This is a genomic window from Acinetobacter sp. BZX-2, from assembly GCF_055179795.1.
The window spans coordinates 3,047,381-3,064,308 of the sequence record NZ_CM143686.1 but is presented as its reverse complement, the minus strand read 5'-3'; the positions used below and the strand labels follow the sequence as shown (position 1 = coordinate 3,064,308).

Below are 16,928 nucleotides of genomic sequence, written 5' to 3'. Positions count from 1 at the left end.
AAATTGGCTTTTTGGAATATAACGATTTCAATTATTGTTTAAAAAATCAAACAATCACATTCAAAGTAACATCAATATTGCCACGCGTTGCATTTGAGTATGGGCAAACGATATGTGCAGCATCAACGAGTTTTTGCGCTTCAGCTTGCTCTAAACCTTCTAGATGAATATTTAAAGTGACTTGGATACCAAAACCTGTTGGAATAGGGCCAATACCGACATCACCTTCGATATAAACATCAGGGGTAATTTTTAAGTGATCACGATTCGCAACAAACTTCATCGCACCAAGAAAACATGCTGAATAACCCGCTGCAAAAAGTTGTTCAGGGTTTGTACCACCGCCAGCACCCCCCATTTCTTTAGGTACTGCCAATTTAACATCTAAAATACCGTCTGAAGATGTTGCACGACCATCACGACCGCCAGTTGCTTTTGCATGAGCTGTATAAACTACTTTTTCTAAAGACATTTTGATTCCCTGAACATTTTATTGGAACCATTATCCTGTCTTAAATTAAAAAAAGAATAAGCAGTGTTTTTGTAAATTTATACCTATTTTGAGCATGAAAGAGACAAGTAAACGCTGATTGGTTTGATGAATCGTAAAGAAAAAAGGAGCTTTAATAGAACTGTATTTTTATTTAATTTTGATACATGGCAGAATCAATTTCTGAATTGAATTTATAACATTAAAATGTAATAAGTTTACGATGTTGCATGAGTGGCATAGATGCCCGAATAGAATCTTGTTCTTCAAGATCAAAAGGCACAGTAATCAATTGAGTACCTTCAGCATCCACGATCTCTAAAACCTGCCCACGACTATTTGTCACACCTGCATGCCCCCAAGTTTGACGTTTTTCACCATGCCAACCTTGTTGAGCTGCACCAAGCACCTGACATTGACTATCCATTGCACGGGCTTGCAGTAATAGTTGCCAATGCATTTGTCCAGTCGTATAAGTAAATGCAGCGGGAGCAGTTAGGATATTTGCACCTTGTGCGCGAAGCGTGAGTGCAAGTTCAGGAAACCGCAAATCATAACAAACCATTAAACCGATATTGCCAAAAGGAGTCTTTGCAACAACGAGGTCAGTACCTGGTTCAAAGAATTTAGATTCCTGATAACCGCCCACAGCATCACCCACCTGTACATCAAACAAGTGAATTTTGTCATAACGTGCTTCAGTTCGCTCAGGGCTGATACACAGGCTTACAGTGCGTACCCGACCGTCTTGAATGATGGAACCATCTGGACGGAATGGGCAGGGCAAAGTTCCAGCAACGATCCAAATTTGATATTGCTGTGCCATGTGTTCAAGACGTTGTTGAAACTCTTCGAAACGTTCAGCTGTTTCACGTTGCTTACCCGCAGCGAAACATACAAAATTTTCAGGAAAAACAATCAAAGATGCGCCATCAGCTTTACTTTGTTGAATCAATGATTCAATGACACTGAAGTTAGCTTCAATGTCATTCTGAGAATTCATCTGAACAACGGAAAGTAAAGACATATCGCATCCTTGAAAATATTACTTTGAAATGATGATTAAACACTTTCCTGATTTGGAGCAGTGCATTTCATCGTATCTTGTTGCTTTTCAAGTTGTTTGACTAATGGTTCAAACATATTTTGGTTATTTTCGTTAAGTTTCATTAACGTTTTATGTGCATCAAGTACAGTACATAACATCGAGTTATGCGTTATGTTGTCATCTAGCAACGCTTTGGTGCATACCTGAGAGTCACCACAGTAATTTAAGATGACAAAAACCTGCCCTAAGCCCATGCTATTGGCTAGAGTAGTAATATCTGGGTTTGTAGACAGCATGACCGCTTGGATATGATGAACCTGTTTAAGCTTTAAGCCTAATTTGGCAAGTATTCCAAGAACTGTGCTATCAATAAATGTGGTTTCGGTTAAATCAACAATAGCGCCAACGACGTTTTCTTGCTGTTCAATCCTCGCCAAAAGTTTGTCTAAGCTTATACAAGACTGGGCTCGCACTTCACCAATAAGTTTGAAGATATGCGTTCCATTCAAGCTTGCATATTCAACATGACCTGTTGACATATAAATGCCATTTGCAGAGAAGGATAGGAAAATTATCACATAGCGCAAGTCTATACTCAAGCATTTGCGTATAGGTTAATAGTCTATATTTGATTATCTGATTGATTTTTAAATTAATTCATTCTTCTAAAGCTGAGAATTGCAATATCATCTGCGACGTGATCGGGTGCACGAAATGATTGATTTTGTAAATGATAGACCAATTGAGCGAATTGCTCATTCAATCCACCAGTGAATGGTTCTAGTGCGCCATCAGAGCAAATAATGAATCGTGCATGTTTATTTAAGGTACATTCAAACTCTTCGACTTCAAGGTCTTCTGTTAAACCTAAAGGAAAGCTACTGGTATTTAAAACACGAGGTGCTTGATTGGGTTCAAAAATAATCGGTGGAGGATAATGACCTGCACTAGACCAACGTAGTTGGTGTGTTTCAAGATTTAAAATACCTGCAAGCATAGTGATATGCTTTTCAATATTTTCTTGAACCAACATGCCATTTAACTTTTTAATCAGTTCTCTTGGGGTTTTAGAACGACCATGAAATGCAGCCATCCAAGAGGTAAGCAGTGAACTGGTCACACCATGTCCTGAAACATCGGCTAAATAAAAAATAATTTCTTTATCGCTAATTTTCCAATAATCATACCAATCACCAGACAAATAAGCAGATGGCTGAAACAAGGTTTCCACTTTATAGTTTTGCAACTCCATTGGATTAGGCAGGAGTTTTTTCTGTAATTCGGCTGCTGAAGGAAGATCTCGACTGTCTTGATTACGCTTATATTGGGCATCAATTTTAAACAGTGAATGTTCAAGATTGGCTGGTAAACGTGTCCAAATCCAACCAGCTAATGCACCTAATTCCCACGCCTGAGAAAGTTCAGTACCCTCATTTTCTTTGGCGATGACAATAGTCGGTAAAGACCATTGATGTTGTAGGAAGTCATGCACATCAGCAATCGTAATAATCGTCGGATCATAAAGATGAATATCTTCAATGTTAATCATCTGTAAGCTCGGAAGAGCATTTAAGACGTGCTCAAGGCTAGAAATTTGACGACTTGGTTGAATGAAATACATAGAAGAGATAGATGATCCTAAAAAGTATGAACAGTTATAACAAGTAGATTTACTATAGATAACGATACTTTGCTAGTAAAACGATACAAATTACTAGCAAATAAGTTTAACAAAATATTGTTATTACGGAGTATCGTCCGAATCTGTGGTGTCATCAGTACCGTCATCTACAAAAGACACAGCTTCTTCACCTTGACCTTTCTTCTCAGCAATTTGGAATGCTAAGCGTTGTAAGTAAATGTCACGAATCGCAGCATAACGATCACCTTGCAAAACATCCTCAACTTCTAAAAGGTTAGAGCGAGAGTCAATACCACTCCAGAATGTTTGGCCTAAAGCTAATCCTGTTTGATTGTTATTAGACAAGATATAAGTCATTGGCTTTGCATAACTTTCAGCAGGATAATCCAAAGCACCGCGGAAAGTACTTGGTCCTAATATAGGTAACATTAAATAAGGTCCACTTGGAATACCATAATAGCCTAAAGTCATTCCTAAGCTTTCCTCTTCAGTGCCTAAACCTAAACGACGAGCAGGATCTGCTAAGCCTAAAGATGTCACTGTATTAATGGTAAAACGACCAAGGCTTTTTGCTGCACGGCTAAAACGACCTTGAGCAATTTGGTTTACGGCATTCCATGGTTCAGCCATATTTTTTCTAAATAAACGATATGAACTACGAACTTCACCAGGAACTTTTTGTACATATTGAACGGCTATTGGTCGAGCAATATTACGGTCTAACAGATCATTGAATTGATAAATTTCACGGTTTAACGGCTGTAGTGGATCTTTTACGCTGTCAGGTTGAGATGCATTCGCATTTACTTTTAAATCTTTAGAATTAACATTTTTGAGTTCTTTTAAAGCATCGATTCTAGGATGTTTAGACTGTTGTTGTTCAACTACTACAGAATCTTCATTAGGAATAGCATCCGTAGAAACAGCATTGGGAGTTGCTGCTGATACAGTTTCATCAGAATCTGTTTGAGTAGATGAATTTGTTTGGGCAGAAACTTGGCCTGTGACGCCAATGCTTAGTAAACATGCCCATAGTAAAGAATAAGGACGCATAGAATTCCTTGAGGTTTTCTTAATAGTAAAAGTAGTCAATAACAGTATTAACGACATTGAATTATATTCTAGCAAGAATTATTGCATGTGTATTAAAGCAAATTTGATCAAAAAATGTGAAAAAATGTGATTAATGGGTAATAAACAACCAAATAACCTAAAAAACCAAAAAAAGATGCTGAAAGGGGTTGTGTTGGTTTAGGAATGGTGTAGAATGCACATCCATCGGCGGTGATGTTAAATAAAACTTCTGATAAATCAATAGCTTGAAAGGTTTAGATAGATTTCTAAAGGAAATTTGTTGAATTGATTAAAGAATGATTTGTTAGAAAAAAGATTAACATTAACGATTGACTTTTAAGAGATTGAGAGTAATATAGCCGACCTAGCTTGATGCTGACGAAGCATTGAGAAGATCATTAAGAGAATATGAAGAACAACTTGTGTGGATTTTTACTGATTGATTGATCGAAAATATTTCATTGATTGAAAGGTTTAAATTACTCGAAGTTTATTTGAGAGAATTTGTCAGGAAATTGATGAGCCAGAATTGTGACCTTAAGTCACTAATGATTTTAACTGAAGAGTTTGATCATGGCTCAGATTGAACGCTGGCGGCAGGCTTAACACATGCAAGTCGAGCGGGGGATGTAGCTTCGGTTATATCTCTAGCGGCGGACGGGTGAGTAATGCTTAGGAATCTGCCATTTAGTGGGGGACAACATTCCGAAAGGAATGCTAATACCGCATACGTCCTACGGGAGAAAGCAGGGGATCTTCGGACCTTGCGCTAAATGATGAGCCTAAGTCGGATTAGCTAGTTGGTGGGGTAAAGGCCTACCAAGGCGACGATCTGTAGCGGGTCTGAGAGGATGATCCGCCACACTGGGACTGAGACACGGCCCAGACTCCTACGGGAGGCAGCAGTGGGGAATATTGGACAATGGGGGGAACCCTGATCCAGCCATGCCGCGTGTGTGAAGAAGGCCTTATGGTTGTAAAGCACTTTAAGCGAGGAGGAGGAGCTCTAGGCTAATATCCTAGATGCTTGGACGTTACTCGCAGAATAAGCACCGGCTAACTCTGTGCCAGCAGCCGCGGTAATACAGAGGGTGCGAGCGTTAATCGGATTTACTGGGCGTAAAGCGTACGTAGGCGGCTTTTTAAGTCGGATGTGAAATCCCTGAGCTTAACTTAGGAATTGCATTCGATACTGGGAAGCTAGAGTATGGGAGAGGATGGTAGAATTCCAGGTGTAGCGGTGAAATGCGTAGAGATCTGGAGGAATACCGATGGCGAAGGCAGCCATCTGGCCTAATACTGACGCTGAGGTACGAAAGCATGGGGAGCAAACAGGATTAGATACCCTGGTAGTCCATGCCGTAAACGATGTCTACTAGCCGTTGGGGCCTTTGAGGCTTTAGTGGCGCAGCTAACGCGATAAGTAGACCGCCTGGGGAGTACGGTCGCAAGACTAAAACTCAAATGAATTGACGGGGGCCCGCACAAGCGGTGGAGCATGTGGTTTAATTCGATGCAACGCGAAGAACCTTACCTGGTCTTGACATAGTAAGAACTTTCCAGAGATGGATTGGTGCCTTCGGGAACTTACATACAGGTGCTGCATGGCTGTCGTCAGCTCGTGTCGTGAGATGTTGGGTTAAGTCCCGCAACGAGCGCAACCCTTTTCCTTATTTGCCAGCACTTCGGGTGGGAACTTTAAGGATACTGCCAGTGACAAACTGGAGGAAGGCGGGGACGACGTCAAGTCATCATGGCCCTTACGACCAGGGCTACACACGTGCTACAATGGTCGGTACAAAGGGTTGCTACCTAGCGATAGGATGCTAATCTCAAAAAGCCGATCGTAGTCCGGATTGGAGTCTGCAACTCGACTCCATGAAGTCGGAATCGCTAGTAATCGCGGATCAGAATGCCGCGGTGAATACGTTCCCGGGCCTTGTACACACCGCCCGTCACACCATGGGAGTTTGTTGCACCAGAAGTAGGTAGTCTAACCTTAGGGAGGACGCTTACCACGGTGTGGCCGACGACTGGGGTGAAGTCGTAACAAGGTAGCCGTAGGGGAACCTGCGGCTGGATCACCTCCTTAACGAAAGATTGGTTATTGGTAAGAATCCACAACAAGTTGTTCTTCATTGATGTATCTGAGGGTCTGTAGCTCAGTTGGTTAGAGCACACGCTTGATAAGCGTGGGGTCACAAGTTCAAGTCTTGTCAGACCCACCAAGTCTACTGATTGAAATTGAAGAAATTCAAGATTACAGAGAAACAGATATATTAAGATCTTAAGCTGGGGACTTAGCTTAGTTGGTAGAGCGCCTGCTTTGCACGCAGGAGGTCAGGAGTTCGACTCTCCTAGTCTCCACCATACATTACGAAGTAATGTGAAAACGAAAGTTAAATCCTAAAGATAGTTTATAGAAATTAATGAATAAGAAGATCACATGGTCTTGATTTATTAACTTCTGTGATTTATCACAGTGAACTACTTGCTGACGAGGCGGTAGTGAATCATTAACAGAATAAATTTGAGTTGAAATAATTGTTTAACTCGTTTCAAGCAAATTAACAAGCAATTGTTAATGTTGAATGAAATGAGCACTAGCGATAAAACTGAATCAAGCGTTTTGGTATATGAATTAAATTGAAGCTGTACAGTGCTTAAGTGCACGAACAACAGATAGTAGCAATTAAGTTTGCAACGATAACACTCACTTGTATGTGTTAGCGACTGTTTGGGGTTGTATAGTCAAGTAATTAAGTGCATGTGGTGGATGCCTTGGCAGTCAGAGGCGAAGAAAGACGTAATAGCCTGCGATAAGCTTCGGGGAGGCGGCAAATATCCTGTGATCCGGAGATTTCTGAATGGGGAAACCCACTTACCATAAGGTAGGTATCGCATGATGAATACATAGTCATGCGAGGCGAACGAGGGGAAGTGAAACATCTCAGTACCCTTAGGAAAAGAAATCAATTGAGATTCCGTCAGTAGCGGCGAGCGAACGCGGATCAGCCCATTAAGTTATATGTGTATTAGCGGAACGCTCTGGGAAGTGCGACCGTAGAGGGTGATAGTCCCGTACACGAAAGTGCACATATAATGATGACGAGTAGGGCGAGGCACGTGAAACCTTGTCTGAATATGGGGGGACCATCCTCCAAGGCTAAATACTCCTGACTGACCGATAGTGAACCAGTACCGTGAGGGAAAGGCGAAAAGAACCCCTGTGAGGGGAGTGAAATAGATCCTGAAACCGCATGCATACAAGCAGTGGGAGCCGACTTGTTCGGTGACTGCGTACCTTTTGTATAATGGGTCAGCGACTTATATTCAGTAGCAAGGTTAACCGTATAGGGGAGCCGTAGAGAAATCGAGTCTTAATAGGGCGTTTAGTTGCTGGGTATAGACCCGAAACCGGGTGATCTATCCATGAGCAGGTTGAAGGTTGGGTAACACTAACTGGAGGACCGAACCCACTGTCGTTGAAAAGCCAGGGGATGACTTGTGGATAGGGGTGAAAGGCTAATCAAACTCGGTGATAGCTGGTTCTCCCCGAAAGCTATTTAGGTAGCGCCTCGGACGAATACCATAGGGGGTAGAGCACTGTTTCGGCTAGGGGGTCATCCCGACTTACCAAACCGATGCAAACTCCGAATACCTATGAGTACTATCCGGGAGACAGACTGCGGGTGCTAACGTCCGTAGTCAAGAGGAAAACAATCCAGACCGCCAGCTAAGGCCCCAAAATTATAGTTAAGTGGGAAACGATGTGGGAAGGCATAGACAGCTAGGAGGTTGGCTTAGAAGCAGCCACCCTTTAAAGAAAGCGTAATAGCTCACTAGTCGAGTCGGCCTGCGCGGAAGATGTAACGGGGCTAAAACTATATGCCGAAGCTGCGGATGTGCACTAAGTGCACGTGGTAGGGGAGCGTTCTGTAAGCCGATGAAGGTGTGTTGAGAAGCATGCTGGAGGTATCAGAAGTGCGAATGCTGACGTGAGTAACGACAAAACGGGTGAAAAACCCGTTCGCTGAAAGACCAAGGGTTCCAGTCCAACGTTAATCGGGGCTGGGTGAGTCGACCCCTAAGGCGAGGCCGAGAGGCGTAGTCGATGGGAAATTGGTTAATATTCCAATACTTCTGTGTAATGCGATGAGAGGACGGAGAAGGTTAAGTCAGCCTGGCGTTGGTTGTCCAGGTGAAAGGTTGTAGGCATGTATCTTAGGCAAATCCGGGGTACTCTATGCTGAGAACTGATAACAAGCTAGTTTACTAGCGAAGTGGCTGATACCAAGCTTCCAGGAAAAGTCTCTAAGCTTCAGTTACACAGGAATCGTACCCGAAACCGACACAGGTGGTCAGGTCGAGTAGACCAAAGCGCTTGAGAGAACTCTGCTGAAGGAACTAGGCAAAATGGTACCGTAACTTCGGGAGAAGGTACGCTGCTGACGGTGATAGGACTTGCTCCTTGAGCTATTGGCAGCCACAGAAACCAGGCCCCTGCAACTGTTTATTAAAAACATAGCACTCTGCAAACACGAAAGTGGACGTATAGGGTGTGATGCCTGCCCGGTGCTGGAAGGTTAATTGATGGGGTTAGCGTAAGCGAAGCTCTTGATCGAAGCCCCAGTAAACGGCGGCCGTAACTATAACGGTCCTAAGGTAGCGAAATTCCTTGTCGGGTAAGTTCCGACCTGCACGAATGGCATAATGATGGGGGCGCTGTCTCCAGCAGAGGCTCAGTGAAATCGAAATCGCCGTGAAGATGCGGTGTACCCGCGGCTAGACGGAAAGACCCCGTGAACCTTTACTGCAGCTTGACATTGAACTTTGATCTTACTTGTGTAGGATAGGTGGGAGGCTATGAAATTGGGACGCCAGTTCCAATGGAGCCATCCTTGAAATACCACCCTGGTAATATTGAGGTTCTAACTCTGTCCCGTTATCCGGGACGAGGACCATGTCTGGTGGGTAGTTTGACTGGGGCGGTCTCCTCCTAAAGAGTAACGGAGGAGTACGAAGGTGCGCTCAGCGTGGTCGGAAATCACGCGTAGAGTATAAAGGCAAAAGCGCGCTTAACTGCGAGACCCACAAGTCGAGCAGGTACGAAAGTAGGTCTTAGTGATCCGGTGGTTCTGTATGGAAGGGCCATCGCTCAACGGATAAAAGGTACTCTGGGGATAACAGGCTGATACCGCCCAAGAGTTCATATCGACGGCGGTGTTTGGCACCTCGATGTCGGCTCATCTCATCCTGGGGCTGAAGCAGGTCCCAAGGGTATGGCTGTTCGCCATTTAAAGAGGTACGCGAGCTGGGTTTAGAACGTCGTGAGACAGTTCGGTCCCTATCTACCGTGGGCGTTGGAAATTTGAGAGGATCTGCTCCTAGTACGAGAGGACCAGAGTGGACGAACCTCTGGTGTACCGGTTGTGACGCCAGTCGCATCGCCGGGTAGCTATGTTCGGAAGGGATAACCGCTGAAAGCATCTAAGCGGGAAGCCTACCTCAAGATAAGATTTCCCCGAGGCTTTATGCCTCCTAAAGAGCCGTTGAAGACTACGACGTTGATAGGTTGGATGTGGAAGTACGGTGACGTATGAAGCTGACCAATACTAATTGCTCGTGAGGCTTGACTATACAACACCCAAACAGTTGTATATAGAGCATCATTTGATTCATAAAAGATCAATCATACTTGATTTAGTTGTAAAGCTAGTTACAATACCCAACTCAAATGTTCTGTTAAACTCATTTGGTACCAAGTAAGGCATTTAAATAAGACCCGAACAAGTCCATAACAGTTTGCTGGCGACAATAGCAAGAGTGAACCACCTGATCCCTTCCCGAACTCAGAAGTGAAACCTCTTAGCGCTGATGGTAGTGTGGGGTTACCCATGTGAGAGTAAGTCATCGCCAGCTTTTAAATTCAAAACACCCCCAACTCGATAGTTGGGGGTGTTTTTTTTTGCTTGGTTATTCTATTGAAAAATAATCTTGCCCATAAATTAAAAACTAAATACAGTATAAATAATCCGTGATTTAGATTTGCAAATCGTGCTTATTGAAAAATAAAAATGGAATTCTTATGAAGTTTGTTTGGGTATTAGCTACATCAATATTTGTTCATTTAGCAGCACACGCGCAGTCTGAGGCTTTGCAAGATGCAAGTCCAAAATTATCAGAACTCAAAGGATCAAGTCTAGAGCCATTAGTAATACCTAAAATGATTTATCCGAAAAACTTACTTAAGGTAGGAAATGGTGGGAGGGTGAATATTAAAGTAGTAATTAATAAGCAAGGAGAGGTGAGTAAAGTTATCGTCTTAGAATCAAGTCATCCTGATTTAGAAAAAGTGGTTGTTCAAAATATTTTGGCGACTAAATTTAAGCCTATAAAAGAAGACGTTGAAATTGAAATACCCTATGATTTTATGATTGAGGAGCTAAATGCAGATAATAAAGATATTCCATTTAAAACATCAAATGCCTCTACTTATTTACAAGAAAAATTTCAGTTTGATGTCGCACCACAAATAAAAATTGTTGTCCCTGTTGTTTATCCCTTGGATTTATTGGAAAAAAATCAAACTGGCAAAGCAAATATAATGATCATAGTTGACCCTAATGGCCATATTGTGGAATCTAAAATATTGTCATCAACTCAACCTGAATTTGGTTTATCAGCCCAAGCTTCATTTAGTTCATGGGTTTTTGAACCAGCAATTACCAGCAATTAAAGGTGGGCAACCCAGTTGGGCTGCACTATCGAAAGAGTTTATTTTTAAACCAATGAACAGGGATACTGGGGTAAATCCTTCAGCTGAAAGAATTTTAAAATATATTGAAAATAATGATGGAAGACTGGTTAGCGCCAATCAGTTAGATTCGATTCCAGTAGCATTGTATAGTCCATATCCCAATATACCTTCAGAACTTATTAAGAGTAAAAAATACAATGAGGTTCTTATTGAATTTTATTTGGATGAAGAGGGAATGGTTCAGTTACCTAAAGTCATTTCAGCAGAAAACGATGATCTTACGTGGTTGTTACTTACACAGGTGCAACGTTGGCAATTTCAGAAGCCCTTGAAGAATGGAAAGCCTGTCATTACCAAATTACAATTACCGATCTCTATTGAATAATTAAAAATCGAGATGTTGATCGGTGTGCGATATTTAAGTAAAGGTTATTTATGTGATGAGTGAACCTAGTCTTTGCAGAAAATTGATTATTTAAAAGATCTTACTTTTTTGTTTTGATAGCGTGTTAATCAGCTATTTGAATTACAATTTCCTAGATAGAAAAATGCCTCAACAATTTTGATGTTGAGGCACTATTTATTAATGAACCATCGAGATCTTGTCTAAGAAAAACTTGGTTCTTTCATGGCGTTCTTCAGGTTTGTTAAAGAAGTCTTCTGTTTTACAGTCTTCAATAATTTTTCCTTGATCCATAAAGATCACACGACTTGAAACTTTGCGTGCGAAGCCCATTTCATGGGTAACACACATCATGGTCATGCCTTCTTTTGCAAGCTGACTCATCACATCGAGTACTTCACCGACCATTTCAGGGTCAAGGGCAGAGGTCGGCTCGTCAAACAACATACATACTGGATCCATGCATAGACCACGGGCAATTGCGACACGCTGTTGTTGTCCACCTGAAAGCTGTCCTGGAAACTTGTCTTTGTGTGCAGAAAGGCCAACACGATCTAGGTATTCCAGTGCTTTTTTCTTAGCTTCTTGTTCAGAGCGTTTGAGTACTTTCATTTGACCGATGGTGAGATTATCTAAAACAGTCATATGTGGGAATAATTCAAAATGTTGGAAGACCATACCTACACGTGAACGAAATTGAGCTAAATCCGTTTTAGAGTCTTTTAGCGCTGTTCCATCGACAATAATGTTGCCTTCTTGGAATGGTTCTAAAGCATTAACAGTTTTAATCAGTGTTGATTTACCTGAGCCTGATGGCCCGCAAACCACCACAACTTCACCCTTTTCGATAGAAGTTGTGCAATCAGTTAGAACCTGAAAATCTCCATACCATTTTGAGATATGTTGTATTTCTATCATTGGCATATCGATTCTCCAATTAACGAATAATTGCTATTTTTTGATGTAAACGCTTCACAAGTCTTGAAAGCGCAAAGGAAATACAGAAGTAAACGAGGGCTACGACTAAGTAGAAAGTTGCTTTAGTTTCAGCACCATAGGTGTTTGCCAATGTATTGGCATTGCCTAAAAAGTCTGGAGCGCTAATCACGTATACCAAAGATATGTCTTGGAAAAGAACGATCGATTGGGTGAGTAGTACAGGTAGCATATTTCTAAAAGCTTGTGGCAATACAACATTGGACATGGTTTGTCCGTATGTAAAGCCGAGTGCATAACCTGCGTTAACCTGACCTTTAGATACCGATTGAATACCAGAACGTACAATTTCTGAAAAGAATGCAGCTTCAAAAATTGCGAAAGTGACTACACTTGAAAAAAGTGGCCCGTAATATGTATCTGATTGGAATTCAAAAAATTTAGGCAGTAAGAAGTAAAAGATGAAGATGACTTGAATCAGTGGTACACCACGAAAGAAATCTACATAAATTTTAGCAAAACCACTGGCAATTTTATTATCAGAAAGTCGCATCATTGCAAGTGGCGTACCAATAAGAATACCGCCAATCACAGAAAGTATTGTAACTGTTACTGTAAATTTGAAACCAGCGAGTAAAGTTTGGATCACATCTTGGTTTTGTAATATGCTGAAATCCATAATTATTTACCCCCTGATCCTAGCCCAGGAACAGCCATACGCTTTTCAATCCAAGCCATAATGTATTTAATAGAATAGGTGATCACTAAATATACTGGGGTAGAGAGAATAAGAATAACGATATCTTGGGATGTTTCTTCACGCATTGTTTTAGTATAAGCAAAGAAGTTAAGAACGCTTAATGCATATAAAACGGCTGAGTTTTTAAACACGTTCATCGCTTCAGATGTAAGTGTTGGCCAAACAATACGATATGCGACTGGTAAAATAACATAGCGATAACTTTGGCTTTGGGTTAAGCCAATTGCGAATGCCGCATTTTTTTGTCCACGTGAAACGGTGTTGATCCCTGCACGGACTTGTTCTGCAATACGAGCCGCGGTGTATAAACCTAGTGCAAAAACACCGATTACAGCAGGATTATCATTGAGAATGTTTTGCCACCATCCACCATTTACGATTTCTCCACTGCCTGTACTTAAACTTTTCGGGAGTAATTCTGGAAATACAAATGCCCAGAAGAAAAGTTGAACAATAAGAGGAATATTTCGAAATAGTTCTACGTAGCAGGTACCAATAAATGACAATGGTTTACTGGGTAATGTCCGTAATATACCGATGAGAGATCCGATAGCGAATGCCAAAAAGAAAGCTAAAACAGCTGTCCAAACCATCGTCCAAACCCCAGAACCGAGGAGTTGTAACCAAGTTGGTGCATCAGCAACAGAGGAGTAGCTTTCACCACCAATTGCTTTACATACAGATTCTGCCCATGCTGCTTTTTCTAAACTGTATTCGTTGGAAGGTAGACAATATGCTGTCCAGTTAAGTGAGCCTACTGACATGCGTGCTCCTTGCAATTTTAATTTTTAAAAAATTATAGATCAAAATATAGGTTATATTTTGATCTACACACTATTTTCTAATAAGTGGGTAACTTAGTTGATACCAGCATCAGTAGGTTTAGCCATCAGCGCTTTATAAGATGAGCTCATCGGCATATTCATGTTGACATTTTTAGGTGCAATTGGAGACAAGAACCATTTTTTGTATAAAGCAGCCATTTGTCCATTTTTCCACATACCAGTGACAACACGGTCAGCAATTGCTTTATATGCTGCATCACCTTTAGGAATCATAATGCCGTATGGTTCTGAAGATAAAACTGGCCCAACGATTCTGAAATCTTTAGGATTTGAAGATTTTGCAATTAAACCTGCAAGAATATTGTCATCCATTACGAATGCAGCAGCACGACCTGACGCAACCATTGCAAATGAATCTGAGTGGTCTTTACCGTAAACGTTATTCACATTTACTTTTTCACCTTTCTCACCCATTTTGATGTATTTATCAGAAGTTGTACCTTGAGTCGTTACAACCGCTTTACCATTTAAATCCGCAATGGATTTGATTGGTGAGTTTGCTTTTACAGCCATGCGAACTTCAGTTGCATAGTAGTTTGTAGAAAAACCAACTTGTTGTTGACGCTGTACAGAGTTTGTCGTTGTACCACATTCCATATCAATATTGCCTGCCAACATTTCAGGAATACGAGTAGAAGAAGTAACGGCTTTATATTCAACTTTAAGATTTGGCATTTTCAATGATTTTTTCAGTTCATTTGCAAAGTTATTGCAAATATCTACTGCATAACCCATTGGTTTGCCGCCAACAATATAAGAAATCGGATCTGATGATTCACGATAACCAATAATGACTTTCCCTGATTGCTTAATTTTTGCGAGAGTATCTGCTGCTTGAACTTGCGAAAAAGCACCACCAGCCATAAGTACGCCAAGTGTAGTCGTTAATACCTTTGTCGATAATTTCTTCATTTTTGAAGTCTCCATTTGCTTTTATTGAGCAATCTAGCTTTAGGTTCGAATTGTTACATTTTTTGGTGTTATGTATTTTGCAATACATGATCCGTCAAACACCGTATTCCTATTTATTTTTATACCTACCCTTTAAATAAGTAAAGGATAAAACATAATAAATAGTAAATTTTGATCAAAATATAATGTGATATCGATCACGATAGGTTTGGTATTGTATTTAAAAAAAATGAAATAAATAGAGGGTAAGGTATTTATTTTAGCTTATGCGTTTTTAAACAGTATTTCTTTGTTTGATAATTAAACTGACAATATTAAATTTCAATGTAAGGGTTTTATTTTTAATAAAATCAATACAAGAACTGAAATTAATTTTAGTTGATCAATAATAAATATTTTTTTACCGATTCATTCTTTTTTATCACTAGGCGCATATCATTCAATATGCTATAAAATATAAATAGGCATGAATTTTGCTTATCTATATTCGGTACGTGTTAACAGTGTGGGGCGCATTTCTATGAAGTTATCGGTTGGATTGAAGGTTGCAAATTCGTTGTCGCTTACGCCACAACTGCAACAAGCCATTCGATTGCTCCAATTATCGAGTTTAGAGCTTGAACAAGAAATTCAAATACAATTAGATAGTAATCCGCTGCTCGAAAAAGTAGAGGAAGAAAGCCATGAACATATTGAAAGTTTAGATGATATAAAAAAAGAACAACAAGAATATGAACTTTCAGAGTCTTTAAATGCAGATCATCTGCCTGATGAATTACCTGTGGATACCGATTGGGATGATGTCTATACACATCAATCTACCGCAATGGAACGCCCAGAGTTTGATGATCGTGAAGACAATCATCATGCAGACGCATCATTAAAAGAACATATGCTTGGACAGGTTAATCTGTTGCACTTTTCGCCAGTAGATAAGTTAATTGCATACTGTATTGTTGATGCTTTAGATGAAAAAGGTTTTTTAGATGCAGATGTAGAGGAAATCGTCAGTTCTGTACAACATTTATTGCAACAAATGGACTATGAAATCGAGGTTGAATCTGACGAAGTTATTGTTGTTTTAAAGCATATTCAGCGCTTAGAGCCGATTGGAATTGGCTCTAGAAACTTGGCAGAGTGCTTATTTATACAAATAGATGCTTTGCCAAATACGACTTTATTTAGAAAAGAAGCCTTAATGTTGTTAAAACATTATGAACTTTTGGTCAGTAATGATTTAAATAAATTGGTGAAGCAAACGGGTTTGAATGCAGATCAATTAAAGTCAGCCGTTGATTTATTGAAGACTTTAAAGCCTTATCCGGGAGCTGAATTTGAGCAAAAAGAATCGGATTATCAAATTCCAGATGTTGTGGTGTCTAAGAAAAATGAACATTGGCATGTACAACTGAATCCAGATATTTTACCTAAATTAAGAATCAATTCTTTTTATTCTGGAATGATTAAGCGCGCAGATCAAAGTGATGATAATCAATATTTACGTAATCAAATGCTGGAAGCAAAGAACTTTATTAAAAGTGTTGATGAGCGGCATAAGACTTTATTAAAGGTTGCAAGTTGCATCGTAAGACATCAACGTGAATTTTTAGAAGTGGGTGCTGAAGGCATGAAACCACTGGTCTTACGTGATGTTGCAGAAGAAGTGGAATTGCATGAGTCTACCGTTTCTCGTGTAACAACCAATAAGTTTTTGCTTACGCCACGTGGCTTGTTTGAGTTGAAATATTTCTTTTCAAGTCATGTGGGAACAACAGCAGGTGGTGAGGCTTCTTCAACAGCGATTCGTGCAAAAATCAAAAAGTTAATTTCAGATGAAAATCCACGTAAACCATTGTCAGATAATACGATTGCAAATCTATTGAAAGAGGATGGGATCGAAGTTGCTCGCAGAACGGTCGCAAAATATCGTGAATCGTTACATATTCCTTCATCTTCAGATCGAAAAGTCTTGATCTAATTTTTAAAGTGTGACTATTCTAAATGTTCATTATGACCAAATAATGAATCGCTTGTTAGTTTTTTGAGTGGTTAAAATGA

12 protein-coding genes, 2 tRNA genes and 3 rRNA genes are annotated in these 16,928 nt (G+C 40.4%); 8 read left to right on the top strand and 9 right to left on the bottom strand.

Translation table 11 applies throughout. The annotated features are described in order from the left end of the window. Positions 1–46: 46 nt before the first annotated feature. The 5 genes from ACY45D_RS14405 to ACY45D_RS14385 all read right to left on the bottom strand — a co-directional run bounded on the left by ACY45D_RS14405 (position 47) and on the right by ACY45D_RS14385 (position 4,233). Positions 47–472: an organic hydroperoxide resistance protein gene (locus tag ACY45D_RS14405; protein WP_266130144.1), complete on the bottom strand. Its 426-nt coding sequence runs from the start codon at positions 470–472 to the stop codon at positions 47–49. Positions 473–692: 220 nt separating this feature from the next. Then, positions 693–1,517, bottom strand: coding sequence for a carbon-nitrogen hydrolase family protein (locus tag ACY45D_RS14400; RefSeq protein WP_463107345.1), 825 nt, complete (start codon positions 1,515–1,517; stop codon positions 693–695). 35 nt (positions 1,518–1,552) lie between these two features. Further along, entirely contained in the window at positions 1,553–2,077 is a 525-nt protein-coding gene (gene gigB / locus ACY45D_RS14395) for an anti-anti-sigma factor GigB (RefSeq protein ID WP_463107344.1), read from the bottom strand. Positions 2,078–2,190: 113 nt separating this feature from the next. Continuing rightward, positions 2,191–3,159, bottom strand: a complete 969-nt coding sequence (gigA, locus tag ACY45D_RS14390) for an RsbU family protein phosphatase GigA (RefSeq protein WP_463107343.1) — start codon at positions 3,157–3,159, stop codon at positions 2,191–2,193. 123 nt (positions 3,160–3,282) lie between these two features. Further along, positions 3,283–4,233 carry an MlaA family lipoprotein gene (locus tag ACY45D_RS14385; protein ID WP_463107342.1) on the bottom strand — a complete coding sequence of 317 codons (951 nt, stop codon included), beginning with the start codon at positions 4,231–4,233 and terminating at the stop codon, positions 3,283–3,285. A 576-nt stretch (positions 4,234–4,809) separates the two neighbouring features. Between ACY45D_RS14385 and ACY45D_RS14380 the strand changes: the two genes are divergently transcribed. The 7 genes from ACY45D_RS14380 (at position 4,810) to ACY45D_RS14350 (ending at position 11,399) form a co-directional block, all read left to right on the top strand. Then, positions 4,810–6,346: ribosomal RNA gene (locus tag ACY45D_RS14380) — 16S ribosomal RNA — on the top strand. 59 nt (positions 6,347–6,405) lie between these two features. After that, positions 6,406–6,482: transfer RNA gene (locus ACY45D_RS14375), tRNA-Ile, on the top strand. Between the two features lie 66 nt (positions 6,483–6,548). Further along, positions 6,549–6,624 (top strand) — tRNA-Ala (locus ACY45D_RS14370). A 379-nt stretch (positions 6,625–7,003) separates the two neighbouring features. Continuing rightward, a 23S ribosomal RNA gene (locus tag ACY45D_RS14365) occupies positions 7,004–9,894 on the top strand. A gap of 167 nt (positions 9,895–10,061) precedes the next feature. Next, positions 10,062–10,176 (top strand): 5S ribosomal RNA (gene rrf / locus ACY45D_RS14360). Together the 16S, 23S and 5S rRNA genes with 2 tRNA genes alongside form the textbook arrangement of a ribosomal RNA operon. A 166-nt stretch (positions 10,177–10,342) precedes the next feature. Continuing rightward, positions 10,343–10,993, top strand: a complete 651-nt coding sequence (locus ACY45D_RS14355) for a TonB family protein (RefSeq protein ID WP_463107341.1) — start codon at positions 10,343–10,345, stop codon at positions 10,991–10,993. Further along, positions 10,968–11,399, top strand: coding sequence for an energy transducer TonB (locus ACY45D_RS14350; RefSeq protein WP_463107340.1), 432 nt, complete (start codon positions 10,968–10,970; stop codon positions 11,397–11,399). The genes ACY45D_RS14355 and ACY45D_RS14350 overlap by 26 nt, the downstream gene beginning before the upstream one ends. Before the next feature lie 198 nt (positions 11,400–11,597). Here the strand turns inward: ACY45D_RS14350 and ACY45D_RS14345 are convergent, their stop codons facing one another. From ACY45D_RS14345 to ACY45D_RS14330, 4 genes are all read right to left on the bottom strand, one after another. Then, positions 11,598–12,341, bottom strand: coding sequence for an amino acid ABC transporter ATP-binding protein (locus ACY45D_RS14345; protein WP_463107339.1), 744 nt, complete (start codon positions 12,339–12,341; stop codon positions 11,598–11,600). Positions 12,342–12,354: 13 nt separating this feature from the next. Beyond that, positions 12,355–13,032 carry an amino acid ABC transporter permease gene (locus ACY45D_RS14340; RefSeq protein WP_463107338.1) on the bottom strand — a complete coding sequence of 226 codons (678 nt, stop codon included), beginning with the start codon at positions 13,030–13,032 and terminating at the stop codon, positions 12,355–12,357. A gap of 2 nt (positions 13,033–13,034) precedes the next feature. After that, complete coding sequence (locus tag ACY45D_RS14335) at positions 13,035–13,877, bottom strand: amino acid ABC transporter permease (RefSeq protein WP_463107337.1); 843 nt, start codon at positions 13,875–13,877, stop codon at positions 13,035–13,037. 93 nt (positions 13,878–13,970) lie between these two features. Next, a complete protein-coding gene (locus ACY45D_RS14330; RefSeq protein WP_463107336.1) occupies positions 13,971–14,870 on the bottom strand; it encodes an amino acid ABC transporter substrate-binding protein in 900 nt (299 codons plus the stop codon). 520 nt (positions 14,871–15,390) lie between these two features. Here ACY45D_RS14330 and ACY45D_RS14325 point away from each other — a divergent pair. Continuing rightward, entirely contained in the window at positions 15,391–16,848 is a 1,458-nt protein-coding gene (locus ACY45D_RS14325; protein WP_463107335.1) for an RNA polymerase factor sigma-54, read from the top strand. Positions 16,849–16,928 lie beyond the last annotated feature (80 nt).